The organism is Erythrobacter sp. JB1-15 (assembly GCF_057365035.1).
In genome coordinates this window covers 515947-536692 of record NZ_CP200295.1, presented here as the reverse complement: position 1 = coordinate 536692, position 20746 = coordinate 515947, and the positions used below count along the sequence as shown (strand labels likewise).

At 58.5% G+C, this 20746-nt stretch carries 15 protein-coding genes and 1 pseudogene; 9 read left to right on the top strand and 7 right to left on the bottom strand.

Features of this window, described 5'->3' with window-relative positions:
* Positions 1 to 58 precede the first annotated feature (58 nt).
* On the top strand, positions 59 to 1978 hold the full coding sequence (locus AC0V6L_RS02620; protein ID WP_486152862.1) for a DUF1800 domain-containing protein: 1920 nt from the start codon (positions 59 to 61) through the stop codon (positions 1976 to 1978).
* A 14-nt stretch (positions 1979 to 1992) separates the two neighbouring features.
* Complete coding sequence (locus AC0V6L_RS02615) at positions 1993 to 3420, top strand: DUF1501 domain-containing protein (RefSeq protein WP_486152860.1); 1428 nt, start codon at positions 1993 to 1995, stop codon at positions 3418 to 3420.
* A 116-nt stretch (positions 3421 to 3536) separates the two neighbouring features.
* Here the strand turns inward: AC0V6L_RS02615 and AC0V6L_RS02610 are convergent, their stop codons facing one another.
* The gene (locus AC0V6L_RS02610; RefSeq protein ID WP_486152859.1) at positions 3537 to 6050 is read right to left on the bottom strand and encodes a TonB-dependent receptor; all 2514 of its coding nucleotides are present in this window, start codon (positions 6048 to 6050) and stop codon (positions 3537 to 3539) included.
* Between the two features lie 431 nt (positions 6051 to 6481).
* On the opposite strand from AC0V6L_RS02610, the pseudogene AC0V6L_RS02605 reads away from it, so the two are divergent.
* The 7 genes and pseudogenes from AC0V6L_RS02605 (at position 6482) to AC0V6L_RS02575 (ending at position 14181) form a co-directional block, all read left to right on the top strand.
* Positions 6482 to 8538: pseudogene (locus AC0V6L_RS02605) on the top strand (hydantoinase/oxoprolinase family protein).
* 4 nt (positions 8539 to 8542) lie between these two features.
* On the top strand, positions 8543 to 10435 hold the full coding sequence (locus tag AC0V6L_RS02600; protein ID WP_486152857.1) for a hydantoinase B/oxoprolinase family protein: 1893 nt from the start codon (positions 8543 to 8545) through the stop codon (positions 10433 to 10435).
* Positions 10432 to 11631: a CaiB/BaiF CoA transferase family protein gene (locus AC0V6L_RS02595; protein ID WP_486152856.1), complete on the top strand. Its 1200-nt coding sequence runs from the start codon at positions 10432 to 10434 to the stop codon at positions 11629 to 11631. Before AC0V6L_RS02600 ends, AC0V6L_RS02595 begins: the two co-directional genes overlap by 4 nt.
* Before the next feature lie 24 nt (positions 11632 to 11655).
* Positions 11656 to 12342: a GntR family transcriptional regulator gene (locus AC0V6L_RS02590; protein ID WP_486152855.1), complete on the top strand. Its 687-nt coding sequence runs from the start codon at positions 11656 to 11658 to the stop codon at positions 12340 to 12342.
* A 4-nt stretch (positions 12343 to 12346) separates the two neighbouring features.
* A complete protein-coding gene (locus AC0V6L_RS02585) occupies positions 12347 to 13282 on the top strand; it encodes a hydroxymethylglutaryl-CoA lyase (RefSeq protein ID WP_486152853.1) in 936 nt (311 codons plus the stop codon).
* An 81-nt stretch (positions 13283 to 13363) separates the two neighbouring features.
* Entirely contained in the window at positions 13364 to 13861 is a 498-nt protein-coding gene (locus AC0V6L_RS02580) for a family 16 glycosylhydrolase (protein WP_486152851.1), read from the top strand.
* On the top strand, positions 13861 to 14181 hold the full coding sequence (locus AC0V6L_RS02575) for a family 16 glycosylhydrolase (RefSeq protein WP_486152849.1): 321 nt from the start codon (positions 13861 to 13863) through the stop codon (positions 14179 to 14181). Before AC0V6L_RS02580 ends, AC0V6L_RS02575 begins: the two co-directional genes overlap by 1 nt.
* Here AC0V6L_RS02575 and AC0V6L_RS02570 read toward each other — a convergent pair.
* From AC0V6L_RS02570 to AC0V6L_RS02545, 6 genes are read right to left on the bottom strand one after another with little or no spacing between them, the layout of a single operon-like run.
* Positions 14166 to 15416, bottom strand: a complete 1251-nt coding sequence (locus AC0V6L_RS02570; RefSeq protein ID WP_486152847.1) for a glycosyltransferase — start codon at positions 15414 to 15416, stop codon at positions 14166 to 14168. The genes AC0V6L_RS02575 and AC0V6L_RS02570 overlap by 16 nt on opposite strands.
* On the bottom strand, positions 15413 to 17197 hold the full coding sequence (locus tag AC0V6L_RS02565; RefSeq protein ID WP_486152845.1) for an ABC transporter ATP-binding protein: 1785 nt from the start codon (positions 17195 to 17197) through the stop codon (positions 15413 to 15415). The genes AC0V6L_RS02570 and AC0V6L_RS02565 overlap by 4 nt, the downstream gene beginning before the upstream one ends.
* A complete protein-coding gene (locus AC0V6L_RS02560) occupies positions 17194 to 18123 on the bottom strand; it encodes a serine kinase (RefSeq protein ID WP_486152843.1) in 930 nt (309 codons plus the stop codon). The genes AC0V6L_RS02565 and AC0V6L_RS02560 overlap by 4 nt, the downstream gene beginning before the upstream one ends.
* On the bottom strand, positions 18120 to 19979 hold the full coding sequence (locus AC0V6L_RS02555) for an asparagine synthase-related protein (RefSeq protein ID WP_486152841.1): 1860 nt from the start codon (positions 19977 to 19979) through the stop codon (positions 18120 to 18122). Before AC0V6L_RS02555 ends, AC0V6L_RS02560 begins: the two co-directional genes overlap by 4 nt.
* A gap of 10 nt (positions 19980 to 19989) precedes the next feature.
* On the bottom strand, positions 19990 to 20427 hold the full coding sequence (locus AC0V6L_RS02550; protein WP_486152839.1) for a lasso peptide biosynthesis B2 protein: 438 nt from the start codon (positions 20425 to 20427) through the stop codon (positions 19990 to 19992).
* Positions 20428 to 20712 (bottom strand): PqqD family protein, encoded by a 285-nt coding sequence (locus AC0V6L_RS02545; RefSeq protein WP_486152837.1) that lies wholly within the window; start codon positions 20710 to 20712, stop codon positions 20428 to 20430.
* Positions 20713 to 20746 lie beyond the last annotated feature (34 nt).

The window sequence follows — 20746 nt, the reverse complement described above, 5'->3', positions numbered from 1 at the left end:
CATTTATTGGTCAGGTTGGCGATGCAGCAGGGGATGGAATGCGGCGTAGGGACCAGCAATGACGACTATAACAAAAGAAAAATCGGCCTCAGGCACGAACAACGCAAAAAAGCCTGAAACGGGACATGAACCTCGAAAATCGACGCAGCCAGAGACCTCTGGCACATCGCAGCCCGCAGCGAAGTCCGCAGCGCAGTCCGCATCAAAGGTAACGCCGAACGCCAAAGCGCTCGGAAAGGTTGCTGGTGTCAGCGCGCTTGCCTTGGGAACGGCAGCATGTGGCGGCGGCGGCGGTGGCAGCAGCCCCACAAGCGGCGGCGCAGTTGCTGGCGGAGGCGGGGGAACCCCGGCCCCGACCGTAGCGCGGCCGCAAAACGATACAGAAGCCGCGCGCTTTTTGCTTCAAGCAAGCCTTTCAGCCAGCACCGCTGCAATCCAGCAAGTGCAAGATCAAGGCTATGAACCCTGGCTCGATGCGCAGATGCGCACCCAAAACAGCCAGACCGCGCGGCAATATTTTGCGGAACGCGGTTTCGATCAGGTGGATTCGAACCAGTATTACAATCTGCGTTTCCCCGGCGATTACATGATCTGGTCGCAATTGCTTTCGGGTTCCAGCCCGGTTCGCAAACGTTGGGCGCTGGCTTTGTCCGAATTTTTCGTCGTCTCTTTCAACAGCGTCAGCATCGCGCACCGCTCACCTGCCATTGGCGAATATTGGGATCTGCTCAATCGCAATGCCTTTGGCAATTACCGCGAACTCATCGAAGAGATCACACTGAACCCAGCCATGGGCGTGTTTTTGAACACGCGCGGCAACCGCAAAGCGGACCCGTCTTCTGGCCGGGTGCCCGATGAAAATTATGGCCGCGAGATCATGCAATTGTTCTCCATCGGCCTGTTTGAACTCAATTCGGACGGGACCGAGCGATTGTCCGGCGGCAACCCCATAGAAACCTATGACAATGATGATGTGACCGGCATCGCCAAGGTTTTCACCGGGTATGATTATGATTTTACCGGCATTGGCCGGACACAGGCTTTTGGTGGAACTTGGCAAGTGCCCGATCCTGATTATGCACGCCAGCCGATGACCGCCGATGCAACGCGCTGGGCCTATCCCGACAACAGCAGCTATCATTCCGATGAGGAAAAGAGCTTTCTTGGCCTCACCATTCCCGCAGGCACGGGGGCAGAGGAAACTTTGCGTCTGGCGCTCGATCACCTGTTTGAGCATCCCAATGTCGGCCCGTTTTTCGCCAAGCAGATGATCCAGCGTCTGGTCACCAGCAATCCCAGCCCTGCTTATGTGGGGCGCGTCGCGTCGGTCTTTGCCAATAATGGCAGCGGCGAGCGCGGCGATCTGGGCGCGGTGTTCAAAGCCATTGTGCTCGATGATGAAGCGACCAATATCAGCAATGCCAGCGATCCCGGTTTTGGCAAATTGCGCGAACCCATGCTGCGATTTGTCCAGTTGAACCGCACATTCGGCGTGCGCTCTGTCAGCGGCAATTTCGAAGTGCGCAATCTGTCGGATGACAGTTATGGCCTTGGTCAATCGCCGCTGCGCCCGGCTTCTGTGTTCAACTTTTTCCGCCCGACCTATTTTCCGGTGGGATCGCAGGCAGCCGCCAATGATCTGGTTGCGCCAGAATTTCAGCTGGTGAACGAAACGACCGTCGCAGGTTATGTCAATTTCATTCAATTGGCGATCAACACATCGCATTGGCAAGTGCGTGATCTGTCGCTCGATTATTCGGCTGAAACGGCGATTGCCGATGATCCGGCAGCCTTGGTGGACCGGTTGGACCTGCTGCTGACGGCCAACCAATTATCCGATGATGTGCGCGATACGATTATCGGCGCGCTCGACACTATCAGCATTGATGCGGCCAGCGATGCCGAAGACCGGTTGCAGCGGGTTCATACCGCTGTGCTGCTCGTAATGGCATCCACCGATTACCTGATCCAAAAATAAGAGGGCCGCTCACCATGTTTATTGGCAAACAATCCGAATTGTCGCGCCGTGCCTTTATGCGCCGGTCCAGCCAGCTTGCCGCGATGGGAGCTGCATCATCTTACGCCATGGGCCTTGCTGGAATTGGGGAAGCTGCGGCCTTTTCAAACAGCGGCGGGTATAAAGCGCTGGTGTGCATTTTCCTGTATGGCGGGAATGATCAGGGCAACACGCTGATCCCGTTTGATGCGGCCAATTATGCCCGGTATTCCGCCATTCGCGGCGGCGACGGGTCCGAAGCAGGCGGCGGGATCGCGTTGCCGCGCGCATCGCTGGCGAACACCGTGCTGACCCCGCCGCAGGGCCAGACGCTGACAGATGACATCACCTATGCGCTGGCGCCCAGCATGCCGCTGTTGAAGCAGCGCTTTGACCAGGGCAATATGGCGCCTTTGCTGAATGTGGGGCCGCTCTTGGCGCCGCTTACCCTGTCGCAGTTTCAAAATGGCAGCGCGCCGATCCCTGCAAAGCTGTTTTCGCACAACGATCAGCAATCCACCTGGCAAAGCTCGCAGCCCGAAGGCGCGCCATCGGGCTGGGGCGGGCGCATGGGCGATCTGGCGCAAACATCCAACACCAATGCAATGTTCACCGCGATCAATGTGAGCGGCAATGCCGTGTTCTTAAGCGGCCAGAATTCGGTGCCTTACCGCATCGGGTCCAGCGGAGCGACATTGTTCCGGCCTTTGCGTCAGGGCAATCTGTATCGCTCACGCGAAGCGGCAACCGCTTTGGATACTATCCTGCGATCAGGCAGCGGCAATGTGCTGGCGGCCGATCATGCAATGGTGAATGACCGTTCGATCCAATATGGCCAGTTCGTCAATGATGCGCTGGAAAACGCCTCATTGAGCACTGATTTTGGTAGCGGCAATGGCTTTAACGATCAGCTGCGCACGGTGGCCTCGCTGATTGCGGCGCGCAGTTCGCTGGGTGTAACGCGGCAAGTGTTCATGGTGGCGCTGGGCGGGTTTGACCATCATGACGGGCTGATGGGATCGCATGAAGGTTTGCTCTCCACGCTCGATAACGGGATGGACATCTTCTACCGCGCGACACAGGAATTGGGCGTGGCCGATCAGGTGACGACTTTTACTGCATCTGATTTTGGCCGGACGCTCGCATCCAATGGCGATGGGTCCGATCATGGCTGGGGCGCGCATCACTTTATCATGGGCGGAGCGGTGAACGGTGGCCGTTTTTACGGCACCGCGCCCAGCGTTTCTGTGGACACGCCTGACCAAGTGGGCCGCGGGCGATTGCTGCCCAGCACGGCAGTCGATCAATATTCAGCGACGTTGGCGCGGTGGTTTGGCGTATCAAACAGCGAATTGCCCAGCGTTTCGCCCAATATTGGCCGGTTCGCTTCAAGCGATCTTGGCTTTATGCAAGCGCCTGCATAATTGTACCGGTCCAGACAGTCGAAAGAGCGTTGAGGCCGATTTTTCGCTCAACGCTCTTTCATGCGCTTTATTGTGCGGTCTTCAGGCCCGCTGCGTTCGTCCAGTTCAGGCCAGCCCTAGAAGGTGTAGCCAACCTCTACCCCGAACCGGCGCAGGCCGCCCGGTGAAATAAACGATCCGCCAAATTCAATCGCTGGAATAACCTCGTTGAGGTAATTCTCGTCAGTCAGATTGTCGACAAAGGCGGTGATGCGGAATGTGTCGATCTCCAGCCCGACGCGCACATCGAGGATAGAAAACGTGTCGCGTTCGGTGATCGAATAATCCGCATTGCCCACTTCTGCTGGCAAAGCGAGCGCAGAGCCAGGGAGCAGCCCGCTGAACAAGGTCGGGCTCACATCATCCTGCACCGTGTGGAACCATGTAGGCCCGGTGATCCGGTAATCGGCGCGCGCGACAAAATTGATCGTGTCGGTCAAAGGCTGATCGATCTGAGTGCCCAGATTGATGGTGTAGTCCGCCGTATAGGGGCTTTCATTGCCAACCGTGATGGGCCGCGATGAATTCGCATTGATCTCGCTGCCGGTGGCATTGGCCGATCCGAACACGCTCCACCCATCCACGATTTCGGCAGTCAGGTTAAGCTCTGCCCCGATCACTTCCACTTCATCAATGTTGGAGACGACGCGCAGCAATCCGAATGTGCCAACGAAGAATTCAAAGAACTGCATATCGTCGATTTCGGTGTAATATCCGGCCAGATCAAACGTGACGCGGCCATCCAGCAGCGATCCTTTGAAACCGGCTTCGAATGCGCTTGATGTTTCCTTGTCGAACAGATCGGTGATGAGGACATTGGTGCCAATGAACTGGTTGAAATTCTGATCAACAATCGCGGCAGAGCCCTGGTTGTTGAACCCGCCCGATTTGAACCCGATGCCCCAATTGGCGTAGAAATTGATATCGTCCGTTAGCGCGTAGCGGAATGTCAGCTTGGGCTGCAATTGCTTGAAGCTTTCCGACTGATCGGCAATCGGGCCAAAGGCAAGCCCCGGATTGATCGGCGCGCCTGTGATCGGGTCGAGCACATTGGGCACCAGATTGGTAACCGAGCGGTCCTCAATATCATATCGCAGCGCCAGACCCAGCTGAGCGCGGTCGCTCATTTCCCATTCAAGCGATCCGAACACCGCATAGACATCGGTTGAAAAGTCATCGTTATAAAGCAGAGTCGTTGGATTGCCGGACCCGGCTGCGTTGAACAGGCTTGTGCTCACTCCATTGCCCAGATCCGCGCCCAGCGACACGCCGGTTTCGCGGTCAATATGCAGATAATACGCGCCCACTTGCCATTGCAGCGGGCCATCTGTGTCTGAGGCCAGACGGATTTCGCCGCTGATATCGCTTTGCTGGCGGGTTTGCAGCTGCGTCCCGTCGCATGTTGTGGGGCTATAGGGGCCAAACGTGGACCCGTTCACCGGATCAAAGATAAACGGCACGGGCGTTGCGCCAATAAATCCGGGCGGATTGACGGGAAAGCCTGTCAATCCAGCCGTGGTGGCAAAGCAGGAATTGGATGCGTCGATCGAATCCTGCGTTGCACCGGGAAAAGTAAAGCGCGCAAAATCTGCCGATGTGCCATCCGCCGTCAGCAATTGATCGACATCGCTGTAAAGCGCCCATGCGGTGAGCACCATGCCATCAAAATCATGCTCGATCTTGGCGGACACTTCGAAGGTGTCTTGCGTGTTGGTGGGGCGGATATTGGAATAATAATCAAACGGATGTTCGTTCACATCTTCAAAGAACGCTCCGCCAAAACCGGGCAGGTGAAAAGCCGCGTTGAAATTGATTGATGCCCCATCAAGGCTGGCATAGCGCGCTTTTACGTCGAGTTCGGTCGCTGGCGTCAGATTGGCGACAAAGCGGCCATCGATAGACCATGTCTCGCTATCATCGACCACGTTGTCGTTAAGAAAGCGGTTGAAGAAAAACCCGTCGCTGGTCGCGTAAGATCCTGACAGGACAAAGCCAGCATCCTCGCCCACGGGCACAGAGATATAGGCGTTGGCGGCATAGGTGTTGTCTTCGGCGGCAGAAACCTCGATCCCGCCTTCAAGGAAACCATCGGGCTTTAACGTCTGGATCACAATCGCGCCTGCGGCTGCGTTGCGGCCATACAGTGCGCCTTGCGGGCCTTTGAGGATTTCGACCTGACGCAAAGTGCCCTGGTTCTGGTTCAATTGCGCGGTGTTGGTTTTTAGAATGCCGTCAACCACCAGCGCTACCGAACTTTCCGCATCGCGCGCACCGTTAATGCCGCGAATATTGATCTGCGTGTCGCCTGCCTCTGCGGTGCCTGTCACAATGGTCACGCCGGGAGTAAGCTGGACGAAATCATCCGCGCGCTGGATGCCGGTTTTCTCAATCGCATCAGCAGACAGCACCGTGACGGATGCGGGCACTTCGGCAAGGCTTTCGCTTTGGCGCCGCGCGGTCACGATGATCGCGTTGTCATTGTCATCTTCGTTTGCGGCTGCATCCTGAGCGAGCACCGGGCTTAAAAAAGCGGGGCTGGCAAAGGCGGGCAGGGCAGCAGCGGCGAGAAGGTGGCTTTTGCGAATGCGCATTTTGGTCTTTTTCCCTGATTGGCACGGTTGCGGTGCTGGATTTGGCGGCGCCCCTTATTCGCATCCCTATCGAAAGACCGTTGCGCCGAGCCCACGACATTGTATACAATCTTTCACAAGTCAATCATGCGGCAGTGCTCAAATTTCATAGGGGTAATCTGCGCTGGTTCGCGTAGGTATCGGTCACCCATCACATTTTACACATATAAACAACACTTTAGATTCTTCGAACGAACATCGCCATCGCAATCGGCACTGGATTTGACTGGGCTCACGAAGTTCTACATTGGTCGATAGTCGGATATGTGTGGCTATTTGTATACACGTTGCGCTTGCATCCACTTAACAGGCACTGCGCCAAACAACGCCAAACAGCGGCCCTGCAATCAGCAAACAGCAGGGCCGCCCACTGCAAAAGGACAAACGCCAATATGAGCTATCGCCTCGGAGTAGATGTGGGGGGGACATTCACCGACCTCCTGCTGTTCAACGAAGACACAGGCGCGTTTTGGCGGCACAAAACGCCATCGACCCCGCATGACAGTTCCGAAGGCATTCTGACAGGCGTTGAAGCGATCACGGCAGAGGCCGGCGTTGCGGCTTCTGAAATCGAATATTTCCTGCACGGCACGACCGTGGCGACCAATGCTGTGCTTGAAGGGAAAGGCGCGAAAGTCGGCCTGATCGTCACCGAAGGGTACCGCGATGTCATGCAGATCGCGCGCAGTTTCGTGCCCGGCGGTCTTGCCGCGTGGATCGTGTGGCCCAAACCGCAACCGCTCGCCCATCTTGAAGACACGGTTGAAGTGCCCGAACGCATGGGCGCGGACGGCGCAGTGGTGCGCGAATTGGACGAGGATGCGGTGCGCGCGGCGCTGCAAAAACTGAAAGGCCAAGGCGTCGAAGCGCTGACTGTCAGTCTGATCAACGCCTATGTCGATGGCCGCCACGAGGCGCGCATTGGCGAAATTGCAGCCGAAGAATTGCCCGGCATCCCCGTATCGCTTTCCCATGAAGTGCTGCCCGAAATGCAGGAATACGAACGCACCTTGTCCACTGTCGCCAATGCGGCGGTGCGCCCGGTGGTGAGCAAATATGTCTCCAATCTGCGCGATCAATTGGAAGCGCGCGAGATCAAGGGGCGCTTGTCGCTGCTGCGTTCCGATGGCGGTTTGATGTCGAGCCAGAAGGCGGAAGAACATCCCGTCAATATCTTGATGTCCGGCCCGGCTGGCGGCGTCACTGGCGCATTGTGGGTTGGCAAGAATGCAGGCGTGAAAAACATCCTCACGCTGGATGTGGGAGGTACCTCGACTGACGTGGCGCTGATTGAGGGGCTGGAGCCGCGCCGGCAACGCACCACAGAAGTGGGCCACTTGTCGGTGCGGGCTTCTGCATTGGATGTAAAGACAGTGGGCGCCGGTGGCGGCTCCATTGCGCACGTGCCCGAACTTACAGGTGCCTTGCGCGTCGGCCCCGAAAGCGCAGGCGCAGTGCCCGGCCCTGTCGCTTATGGCAAAGGCGGCGAAGCGCCCACGGTGACGGATGCCAATGTGGTCTTGGGATATCTGCCCGAAGATCTTTTGGGCGGCTCTTTCCAGCTTGACCGTGAAGGCGCGAAAAAGGCGGTGCAAACCATTGCCGATGCACTGGGCGTGGGCCTGATGGAAGCCGCGCGCGGGATCATCGACATTGTGAATGAGAACATGTTCGGCGCATTGCGCATGATCTCGGTTCAGCAGGGTTATGACCCGCGCGATTTTGCCGTCATGGGATTTGGCGGCGCGGGGCCATTGCATGTGAATGCCGTTGCCAAATTGATGAGCAGCTGGCCCGCGATCAGCCCGGTTTCCCCGGCGTGCTGTGCGCGCTTGGCGATGCGACCACCCGGATGCGGACAGAAACCGCACGCTCTTTCAGCAAGCTTGCCAAGGATACCCATGTCGCCGATCTGATGGGCGTTCTTAAAGAAATGGAAGATCAAACCCGCGGCGAATTGCTCGCCGATGGGGTCGCTGAAAGCGCGATCACTTCTGAATTCGAAGTCGATGTGCGCTATGCCGGGCAGGCTTTCGAAGTGCCGCTGACGATTGACCGCGCAACTTTGGAAGCAGACGGGATCGCAGGGCTGCTTGCCCGGTTTGACGCGGAACATTTGCGGCTTTTCACTTTCAACATGGATACCCCGCACGAAATCGTGAACCTGCGCGCTGTCGCCTTGGGCATCGCGCCTGATCTGCCCGCAAACGAGCTTCCTAAGGGCAATGGCGATCCATCCGAGGCGAAAATCCGCGATCACACTTTATGGATGGACGGGGAAGAGCGCGCCGCTGTCATCTATGACCGGGCAAAGCTGAAACAGGGCGATATCATCCCCGGCCCCGCCATCATCACCGAGATGGATTCGACCACTCTCGTTGAAAATGGCTGCACCGCGCGCGTCGACCCGGTCGGCAATATCCTCATCAACTTGAACGAAAAGGGCTGAGACGATGCCAGCACAGATCATCCAATCGAACACCACCCCTTTTGAAAAAATCGATATTGATCCGGTCACTCTCGACATTATCGAGAACGCGCTTCGCAATGCCCGGATCGAAATGGATGCGACGCTTGTGCGCACCGCCATGTCGCCCGGCATCCGCGAACAAGGCGATGCCTTTCCGCTGATCGCTGCGCCCACGGGCGAGATGATTGTCGGCCAGTTCGGCAGCTATATCGGCCCGTTCCTCGATGGGTATGACGGCACGGTAGAGGAAGGCGATATGATCTTCCTGTCCGATCCCTATTCTGTCGGCGGCGCGATCAGCCATTCCAATGACTGGCTGGTGCTATTGCCGGTGTTCAAGGATGGGCGTCTGATCGCGTACACATCCATGTTTGGCCACCAATCCGATATTGGCGGCATGGTGCCCGGCTCCATGCCCATTGGCGCGACATCCATCTTTCAGGAAGGTGTGCGCATTCCGCCTGTGAAGATCTGGAAAAATGGCGAATATAACGAAGACCTGATGAAGCTGGTGATGCACCAGACGCGCAAGCCAGACTGGTGCCAGGCCGACCTCAACGCGCTCATCGCCAGCTGCCGTGTCGCGTCCAATCGCGTAATTGAAATGGCTGAGCGGTTTGGCGATGATGTCTATTATTCGGCCACGCAAGAATTGCTCGCTCGCAATCACCGCGCAATGAAAGCGCTGATCGGGCAAGCCATCCCCGAAGCCAAAGCGAGTTTCGAAGATTACATCTGCGATGATGGCAAGGGATACGGCCCTTACAAGATCAAATGCACGATGTGGCGCGAGGGCGATAAAGTCATTCTCGATTTCGACGGCACCGATCCGCAATCGGCGGCCTCGATCAATTTCTATCTCAACGAGAACATGTTCAAGATGTTCTTTGGCATTTACATGATCATGGTCTTCGACCCGCAGATCCTGTTCAATGATGGGTTCTACGATCTGATCGAGGTTCGCATTCCCGAAGGATCGCTGCTCAAACCGCAATTCCCCGCTGCTTTGTCTGGGCGCACGCATGCCTTGGGCCGGATTTTCGATATCCTCGGCGGATTGCTGGGGCAGGGCACGCCTGAATTTTTGAACGCGGCTGGCTTTAGTTCATCCCCGCACGTTTTCTATTCCGGGTGGGATACGCGGCAGCCGGGCCAGCGCGACTGGTTCCAGCTGTTCCAGATCGGATTTGGCGGCATTCCGGGCCGTCCCATGGGCGATGGGCCTGATGGGCATTCGCTGTGGCCGGGCTTTACCAACGTGCCCAACGAATTTCTGGAGCGGTATTTCCCGCTGCGGATCGAACGCTATTCCACCGAACCAGACAGCGGCGGGGCAGGCCTGCACCGGGGCGGCAATGGCATCCATATGACTTACCGTTTCCTTGCGGATGGCGACATTGCCATCCACGATGATCGCTGGTTCGTGCCGCCTTGGGGCGTGAATGGCGGCCATCCGGGCGCGCGCGCGAAAAAGGTGCTCGAACGCGGCGATGGAACATCCGAAATTGTCGGCAACAAAGTGGAAGATGTCGCTGTGAAAGCGGGCGATCTGCTGCACTTTATCACTTGGGGCGGCGGCGGCTGGGGCGATCCGCTGGAACGCGATCCCGATCTGGTTGGCCTCGAAATCCGCCAGGGCCTTGTCACACCCGAAGGCGCGAAGGATTACGGTGTTATCGCTGATGAGGAAGGCACGGTTGATGCGGGCGCAACTGAGGCTTTGCGCACCAAAATGCGCGGGGAACGCGGCGAATTGCCGCTGTTCGATTACGGCCCCGGCATCGAGGCTTTGCGCGCCAATTGCGAAGAGGAAACGGGCCTTCCCGCCCCGATCCAGCCCGAATGGCACACCGATCATGCGGAGGCGGCAGAATGAGCACAGCTGATAAAACCGGCGCATTGGAAGGTTTGCGCGTGGTCGAAATGGGTCAGCTTCTCGCTGGGCCGTTTTGCGGGCAATTGCTGGGCGATATGGGCGCGGATGTTATCAAGATTGAGCCGCCGGGCACAGGCGATCCCATGCGCAATTGGGGCCAGGGCGAAACCAAAGTGCAATGGGAAGTCATCGCTCGCAACAAACAATCGGTGACGTGCAATCTGCGCGAAGCAGAAGGCCAGGCAATCGCCAAGGCGCTGATTGATAAAGCCGATGTGCTGATCGAGAATTTCAAGCCCGGCACTTTGGAGCGCTGGGGCCTTGCGCCTGAGACATTGCACCAGACCAATCCCGGCCTCATCATTGCGCGCATGTCGGGCTATGGTCAGACAGGCCCCTATTCCAAGCGCGCCGGATTTGGCGGCATTGGCGAAGCGATGGGCGGCTGGCGTTACATTGTGGGCGATCCGGATCGTCCGCCTGCGCGCATGGGCATTTCCATCGGCGACACTTTGTGCGCCAGCTATGGCACGATGGGCGTGCTTGCCGCTCTGCGTCACCGCGACAAGACGGGCGAAGGTCAGGTGATCGACACCGCTTTGTACGAAGCGGTCCTGCAAGTCATGGAAGGGCTGGTGCCCGAATATGACTATAACGGGTTTATCCGCGAGAGATCCGGTTCGATCCTGCCCGGCATTGCGCCTTCCAATGTGTATTCGTGCAAGGATGGCCCGTTCATGATTGGCGGCAATGGCGATGCGATTTTTGCCCGCCTTGCGCAGGCAATGGGCAAGCCCGAAATGGCCGAAGATGCGCGTTATAAAACGCATCTGGCGCGCGGCGAAAACCAGACGGAGCTTGATGAGATTATCAACGCCTGGACGGCCACTTTGACGATGGACGAGGTTGAGGCGCTGATGATCGAATATTCGATCCCTGCCGGGCGCGTCTTCACCGCCAAGGATATGCTGGAAGACCCGCATTTCAAAGCGCGCGAGGCCATTATCGAGGTTGAAACCGAAGGGCGCGGCAAGCTGAAAATGCAAAACGCTTTCCCCCGCTTTTCCAAAAGCTTTTCAGGCTTCCGAAAGTCTGCCCCTGTCACGCCGGGACAGGACAACGCGCAGATTTATGGCGAGCTTCTCGGCTGGGACGAGGCGACCCTTAAAGAGCATCAGAAAAGGGGGCTGGTATAGGCTGAGAGGCCTTTCCACTTCGATATGGCAACCCAGCTTCCCGCCAATGATGACCGTGTAAAGCCGACGCTTTCGAAAGCGGCAGACCGTGCCTATGACACTATTGGCGCGGCTATTCTGGATGGCCATTTCAAACCCGGCGACCGATTGAGCGAAGAAGATCTCTCGCGCCGCTGCGGGGTCAGCCGAACGCCGGTGCGCGATGCTTTGCGCAGGTTGGCGGCGGAATATTTCGTTGTCATACGCCCCAATCAGGGCGCGGTTGTGGCGGTGTGGAAGCGCCGCGATATCGAAGACCTGTTCCACATGCGCGCACTGCTCGAAGGGATGGTCGCAGCGCGCGCCGCGACCCGGCACGATGCGGCATGTCTTGACCGATTGCAGCAATGCGTGGACCGGATTGATGTGGCGGTGAATGCAGCGCCTGAACCCGATGTGGAAGGGTTCCTTGCCGAAAACACCGTGTTTCACCGCGCCATTCTGGATGCAGCCGACAGCCCGCGTTTAACCGCCACTCTGGCCAATCTGATCGCGCCTGCGATTGTCACGCGCACGGCCGATAAATACTCCGTTGCCGATCTTCGCCGCAGCAATGAACACCACCGCGAACTTATAGACGCTCTTAAAAACCGCGATGCGCAATTGGCAGACACCATCATGCAAGTGCACATCCGCGCCGCGGCCAACAGCTATTTCTCCCGTCAGGATTGATCCTATGAAACCCGCTATCACTATCCTTGATGTCAGCCCGCGCGACGGCTTGCAGAATGAACAGCGTGTGTTCTCCACGCAGGAGAAACTGGAGCTGATTGATCTGGGCATTGCAGCCGGGGTGAAGCGGGTTGAAGTCACCAGCTTTGTCAATCCAAAGCGAGTGCCGCAAATGGCCGATGCCGATGCGCTGAGCGGTATGCTGCCGCGCCGCGACGGGGTGGAATATATCGGCCTTGTGCTCAATCTGCGCGGGGCGGAGCGCGCTTTGGCAGCGGGGCTGGATGAATTTGGCGCGGTGTGCGTGGCCTCTGATACGTTTGCCGGCAAAAATCAGGGCCAGACCCGGCTGGAATCGGGCGAAAGCTCGGCTAAGATTGTCGCTTTGGCAAAAGAACATGGCAAACGCTCATCGGTAACAATCGCCGCATCCTTTGGCTGTCCGTTCGAAGGCGAGGTGCCGCACGAAAATGTCGCCCAGCTGGCGCAGATGGCAGTGGATGCTGGCGCGGATGAGATTTCGCTGGCTGACACAATCGGCGTGGGCGATCCGTGGGCTGTGCGCGAATTGTTTGACAAAGTGCGCGCCGTGACAGGCGATACGCCCCTGCGCGCTCATTTCCACAACACCCGCAACACAGGGATCGCCAATGCCTTTGCAGCGATAGAGGCAGGCGTGACCACGCTGGATGCCAGTTTTGGCGGGATTGGCGGATGCCCGTTTGCGCCTGCGGCGACCGGCAATATCCCGTTTGAAGATTTGCTCTACATGTTGGAGCGGGCCGGGTTTGAAACCGGCCTGGATCTGGACGCGGCAATCGCGGCGGGCGGATGGCTGGCGGATAAATTGCCGGGCCGGGTGCCGGGCATGCTGATCCGTGCAGGCGGCTTTCCTGCGGGCGACGATACAGCGCCCAGCAAAACCCAAGCAGCCGGTTGATCGCGGGGCCGGCCCGTTCTGGCTGACCTTTGAGCGATTGTGTGTTGAGCGCGGCGGGCCTTGTGTTAGGCGTGGCGCGTGATGTTGGCACAGAAAATCATCATCCCTGCAATTATCGTGGGCGCTGTTTCAGCGGCCGGTCTGCCATTGATTTTTCAGTCGAATTCGCAGCCAGCCGAAGCTGCCGCTCAGCCGATCCTCAAAACCCCGCCGCGTTTAACAGGCGGCGGCACACCGTTTGCCGACACATTCGATAGCCTGAACAAGCCGCGCTGGAATGTCTCGCATGGCTGGCGCAATGGCAAATGGACAGTCAATGACTGGCGGCGATCGCAGGCGCGCTTTGATGGATCGCTCAAACTCTTGCTGGAACCGCGCAAGACGAACCTTGCGCAGTTTGTTGGCGGCGAAGTGCAAAGCGACAAGAATTACGGGCACGGCTATTTCGAAGTGCGCATGCGCGCGGCCCATGCATCGGGCACGGTCAGCGGGTTCTTCACCTATACCGGCCCCCCTTTGGCAAGCCGTGGGACGAGATCGACATCGAAATACTGGGCGCAAAACCACGCGAGGTTTTGATGACCTATTACCGCGACGGCCAAAAACGCGAACATCTGCACCGCCTCGATTTTGACGCGACAAAAGAAACGCACACTTACGGATTTGACTGGCAGCCTGAATATATCCGCTGGTATGTCGATGGCGAAATGGTGCACGAAGCGCGCGGCGAAGGGCTGCCATTGCCCAAAAACACGCAGAAATTGATGCTGTCGCTGTGGGGTTCAAAAACGCTGACCGAATGGGTCGGCCCGTTTGATCCGCGCGACCTGCCAACGATGATGGTGGCCGAATGCGTCAGCTATTCGCCCAGTTTTGACGCGCGTCAGCCGTGTGATTGATTAAGGTTTTGCGCCCAATGGCGCAGGTCTGCATGAATGGCTGCGGCGGAAAAATGGCTTTTTGCAATTCCCAGCGCGCGGCTTGCCAGATCGGCGCGGGCAGCCTCATCCTCCATCAAATGCGCAATCGCATCCGCTGTTTGATCGGGGTTCTGCGCAAGGGTAACGCCGGGGCCGCACACCTCTTCTACCCCTTGTAATGTGACAGGCGATACCACCATCGCCTTGCCCATCGCCATCGCTTCAACCAGCTTGATTTTGAGGCCCGATCCAAATGTCAAAGGCGAGATAACAACGCCTGCATCGCGGTAAAGCGCGCCCAAGTCATCGACGATCCCCAGAAACCGCGTGGCAGGGTATTCAGCGCCGGCAAAAGCGCGGTTCACAGTGCCGGCGATGTGCAATTGCGCATGGGGGCGGCGCGCGATCACTTTGGGCCAGGCGTGCTCAAGAAAATCCTTCAGCCCTTCGACATTGGGCGCGGTGTTGCTGCCGATAAACAGCACATTATCAGCCTTGCCCACTTGCGGCGCGTCCACGGGGAAAGCGGGCATGGGCACCAGAATGGGCGCGGTTTGCGGCACGTTTTGAGCGAGGAATTTCTGCTCATCCTGCTGGATCGCAAAGACACTGCCGGCCCGGCTGAGCGCAGCAATCTCTTCGTCGCGCGTGACAAGCGCCACCGAATCCTTGCCGCCGCCACCGCGCGCGTGGAACAGATCGTGCATCACTATGGCGGTGGGTGTGCGCTTGCGCGCCCCTGCGGGACCGGGCGCCTCATCAAAACCGGGCGCGCAAAACATATAGTCAGCAATAACCGCGCGGGTCTGCGGCGAGATATTTGCGCGCAGGAATGCGCGGTCTGCCTGTGTCCAAGGCGTCGCGATGGCATAGGGCGCAGGTTTATCGGCCATGCCAAACACCCGCGAGATCACGCCGCGAACAGCCCCCAGCCAGACGGAAGGATTGGCGAACACCCACATATCGCCCATCCGCACCGCCCCGCGCACCCGGTGGCGTTTGAACACCGCCATTTCGGGCCGCATCCGCATGTAAGGCGTGCGCCCGGCGATTGCCGGCGAAGGCTGGATCAGCTCCACATCAAAGCCTGCCTCATCCAGCGATCTCGCAATCGCGATCAGATAGGCCGATGATCCATTCAGCGCGCCTGCGACGCGCTGTTTGCTGATGATGGTGATGACCGGGCGCTGGCCTTGCAGACCGCCCGCATTCATGGCGCATCGCCTGCATTTTCCCCGTCGAGCATTTCGCGCAGGCGCGATCCGGGCTGCGCGGCGAGGTCTTTGAAACGGCCCCGTTCCACCACTTTGCCCGCGTCAATCGCAATCACTTCATCGGCAAAACGGATCATGGACGGGCGGTGCGCAATCGTCACAATGGTGATGTCACCGCGCATCGCTTCGATATCGGCTGCGATGGCTTTCTGGTTTTCCCAGTCGAGCGCGCTGGTCGCCTCATCAAGGATCAGCAAAGATGGATCGCGCAGCAGCGCGCGCGCCAAGGCAATGCGCTGGCGTTCGCCGCCTGATAATTTGGTGCCGCGTTCCCCCACGATCGTATCAAGGCCGCTGCCTGCCCGTTCCACAAACCCTTTCGCTTTGGCGCGGGTCAGCGCATCCCACATGGCTTCATCGCTCGCATCAGGGGCGGCAATCGCAAGATTGGAGCGGACCGTGTCGTTGAGCAAAAACGCCTCTTGCGGGACAAAAGCAACAGCGCCGCGCCACAACCGGCGATTGGCATCCGTTATTGCGGTGCCATCCACCGTGATGCTGCCCAAACTGGGCCGCAAAAGCCCCATCAGCATATCGGCAATCGTGCTTTTCCCGCTGCCTGATGGTCCGATCAACGCGGTAAATTTGCCTTTTTCGATCACCAGATCAAAGCCGCGCACGGCAGGCTCGCTTGCGCCCGGATAAGTGAGCGAGACTTGCTTAAACTCAATCGCGCGCGCAAAGGAAGGCGGCTGCGCGCCATCATCGCTAAGGGGTTCTGCTGCGCTTTCAAAATAGTCGATTTGCGCGCGGATGTTTTCATAGGCCGCCATATTGCCCAGCAGCGCCTGCGTGGAATCCTGAATGGTGCCAAATCGCGGGGCGAGCCGGATAAAGATCAAGATCAGGATGATAAGCGGGCCAAGATCAAGCTGGGCCCATCTGACGGCAAACCAGATGAACAGCACAGCGGCAACCGCGCTGAGGATCTGGAATGCCATCGTGCTGGTCGCGTTAAGCTGTCCAATGCCCAGCAGATTATCGCGCACTTTCAGAACTCTGTCTGTAAAGGCGCGGGCATAGCGCGGCTCTGCCACAAAGCTTTTGGCCACCCGGATGCCGGTCAGAAAATCGAGCAATGTCTGGTTTTCGCCGCGGTAAAGCCGGCTCAGCTCTTCGCCATATCGCGTCGCCCTGCGGCGCAGCGGGAACAGCACGGCGAGCATGACCACTCCTGCGGCTGCGGCAAACAGCGCCATCTGCCAGGAAACCAGCATGGCGAGCAGGAAATAGGTCGCCGCCAGGATCAGCGACTGCAGCAGCCGGGTGAGATTGCTGGCGGCCAGATTGGCGCGGCCTGCCTCTTGCACCAGCACGTTTTGCAAGTCTGAGACGCGCGCCTGCTGCACCACATCCCACCGCGCCGCGCCAACGCTGGCGAAAAAGCGGGTGCGCATCGTATCAATCGCGCGCTGCATGATCGCGGCGAGATATACGGTTTTCACGCGCACCAGCACTGCCTGAAACACAATCAACGCCAAAAATCCCAAAAGCAGCATTTCAAGCGAGGGGTTTATCTGCGCCAACATCGCTCCCACCACCGGGATATCGTCAAACCGCGCGGCATTGCCGGGATCAATCAGCGCCACCAGCGGGATCAGCAGAAACAGCGAAATCCCTTCGGTAAAGCTGGAGACGAAATTAAGCCCAATGGCATAGGCAAGCCGCCCTTTGGTCAGCTCCATCATATAGCGCAGAAACTGAACCGAACGGCGGATCATGCTGGCAATTCGCGCATGATCTGGGCGACGTGATCCACCGTTTCATCCAGCCGCGCCAGATCATCGGGAATATGCAGAGCGCCGACCAAAGCGCTGTCGGCAAGGCCGACGGACTGGCTGAAATGCCGGCGATTGTCGTTTTTCGTCCGCGGCGCATTGCCAAATCGCGGCATATAGCTGAACCGGGTGATCGTCTCGATTGCCTCAGCCATATCGGACCGGACCAGCTGCGGCCTGTCGCCGCCGCGCACCAGCCTTACAACGCAATCAAGACTGGTGGCCGACGTCATCATGCCGGGCAATTTGTGCTGGCGCTTGGGAAAACCGTCATAAACAAGCGGCTGCGCATCGGCTCCGTCAATCTGGATCGCTGCGGCCGCTTTGTCTTCAAGCTTGAGCTGGGCAAAAGCGGGATAGCACCGGGGCGGGGCGCCTTTTTCCAGTTTCACCGCCAGCAGATCATCGGTCACCAGCGGATGGCCTGCGCGAATAAAGGCAGCAGCCGTGGTCGATTTGCCCGCCAGCTTGTCGCCCAAAAAGCCGATCGTGCGCCCTTCGACCTGCACCGCGCTGGCGTGCAGAACGAACAGCCCGCGCGCATTGAGCATCCACGCCATCACCGGGCCAAGCAGCGGGAAAGCGAACATTCGATCGGTGGTCGTATCCGGCTTTTCCGCCCAGATTGTGCTGTCACCTATAAACCGGAACCCCGCCACTTCGGGCCAGGCCATCACCACGCCATCAGGGCAGGTGTAATCCATCAGAACGCCGTCTTCGCGGGCCGGCATTGCCCTGCCAATCGGGTGATTGCGAATGGTGATGTCGGGCACGCAATCGGGCGGGGCCGCGCGCAATTCGTGCAGCGGAAAATCGCTGGCGATGCACAGGCCAAAGGCATCGTAATGATAGGCGCTTTTGGCGGTCATATAAGCGGTGCTTGCCCTTCGCTGCTGTCCAGAATTCCGGCATCACGGTCCATCGCGAGCCAATATCCCAGCACTGCTGCACGCCATAGACCGCGCGCGGTGGCAATGGAAATATCGCGGCCAAGGTGATCTACTTTGGCCCAGTTTTCGTGCAACCATTGCGAATTGACATATTGGGTGAGCGCGGGACTGGCGGGATCGGCATATTGCCGGGCAAACGGGCTGGCGATCAGGCCGCCGATAAAATCCTGCGTAAAATCGTTCTTGTCGCGCCTGTTTGCAATGCTGGCGGGCACCAGCGGGCGGATGGCTTCGCGCAGCACATACCGGGTGTATCCCCCGCGCAGTTTCCAATGCGATGGCAATGAAACGCACAATTGCGCCAGCTCACGCGACATAAACGGCATGGCGATGTTGAGGCCGTAATACCGCCCCGTCAGCGCAATGGTTTCCAAAGCATGCGGCTGCACCGGATGCTCCAGCGCGGCGATGTGCAGGTCGCGCTCTGAATGTTCGGGCCGCTGTTGCAAGGGCCGCTGATCGCCATCTGTGCGGGATTTATGCGGTGTAAGCGCGGCTGCCAGTATCCCTGTTTCGGCGTTTTTCTCTGGCATGGCAGGTTTGGGCGCAAACAGCTTTGACCAACGCTGTTTGAGCCAGCGATATTTGGGCCTGTGCACCAGATACCGTTTGAAAATCGCCCATTTTGATTGCCCGGATAGCCCCGCTGCGCCTTCGGCCTCGCGCCATAAAGTGCGCCATTCGCCGCCGCGCGCGAGTTCGTTCAGACGCCCAACGCCATACGAGATGATCTCATCCCCGCCATGGCCATGCAGAACCGTGCGCAATCCGTGCGCCTTGGCAAAAGCAAACAGGCTGGTGCTGACCGAAACGCCGTAACCAAAGCACGGGCCGTCCATGGCCTGCAGCACCTCGCCTATCTCGGCGAAAGGGTCGTGACCGGTGCTTGGCAGGCTGCGGTGATCCATCGCCAGCGATCCGCGCATTGCAGCGATATATGGACCATCAACCCAGCCCGGATTGCCATCATATGTCAGCGACAATGTCGTAACATCGCGCGTGTTTTCGCGAATATCCGCAGTGATCGCGGCGACTGCGGAGGAATCGAGCCCGCCGCTTAAGGGCACAGCAACCCCTTCACCGGTGCCGCCGCCCGCTTTTATCTCGCGCGCAAGCTTATCGCGCACCTGATCGGCGGGACCGCGTGCAGGTTCGCATTCGGGGATAGCGCTGAGTGACCAATACGCCTCAGACTGATCCGCATCGCGCGAGATTAGCCGCCAATGGCCGGGCGCAACCCGCGTTAGCCCTTCGTGAAACGTGGCGGCCGTGCTGGATAGTTCGCCGTCGACGAAATCGGCGATCATGGCGCGGTCGGGCGTGCTGGCAAGCTGCGCGGCGCGCCGGGCGGTGCGCGGACAATGCGCTGCGGCGATCCGGCTAGGGGTGCGGGCGACAAACAGCGGCTCCACCCCCAGCGCATCGCGCGCGCAATACAGGCTTTGCGCATCAGCATCGAACACCGCGATAGCAAAAGGACCGGTCAGGTTTTGGGAAAGGCGATCGGCAAGGGCTGTGCCCCATGCCCGCCATGCAGCTGCGATGACGTTTGCCGGGTCCGCCGCCGCGTCTAAGCCAAGCTGAGCGCAAAGATCGGCTGCACCGTCTGCCCGCCAAATGCCTGCAACTTTCACGCGCGCAGCTTTGCCGCCTGTGCTGAATGCGGCTGCCGGCCATGCGGCGGCATTGGCTGATATGCAGCGCGCCTGTGCAAGGTCCGCGCCCATTGTGATCGACCATCCCAGCGCCGATATGCCCCTGTCGCCTGAAATCATGGCCGCTTTATCAACCCGGCTTCAGATCGGTCATGACGACATAGCGATCCACATTGGATTGCGGCCCGCCAATCAGGATCGCATCATCCTGCATCACCCAGGCATGGGCCATGATCTTGCCCTTTTCGGTCGTGCGCACGCCGATGCGGATCACACCCTCTTCGCCAAATCGGCCAAGCATATGCTGTACCGCCAGCGCTTGTGTCAGGCAGCTGGCAAATGGCACGATGCGCGATGTGTGCTTGACCGACCAGGCAATCGCTTCGCTTGACGGGCGTTTACCCGTGGAAGCGGTCGACCGATCATGCCGCGCGACGCTGACCGATTTGGCCAACTGTTTGTATTTGAGGAAAATCAGCGCGATACGGAAATATATGACAGTGAAAAACGCGCGGCACAGCAACGCAAAATGTCGCCTTCCCAAACCCCAATATCGGCGAAGTTTCATTTATCCTCGCGCGGTTATGAGGCCTGCTTTGGAAAACTGTTCCAGCATGATCTTAACGTCCGCCAGTGCAGTGGCCTCATCAACGTCATATGTTTGGGAAAGCTTCGAGGCGATCTCTGCAGCGGTTAGCGGGCCATCGGCCAATTGTTCCCAGATGAAATTGGCAGTGCCGTTAAGCTGGAAATAGGTGCTCGTTTCAAGATCGAGCAGCGCGCTGCCATCCTGAATTTCGCAAACCACCACGTGCTCTGCACGGATGTACCCTTGTCGTTCGTCAATCGCCATTTCATGCCCGTCAAAAAGGTCGTCACCGCAAGGG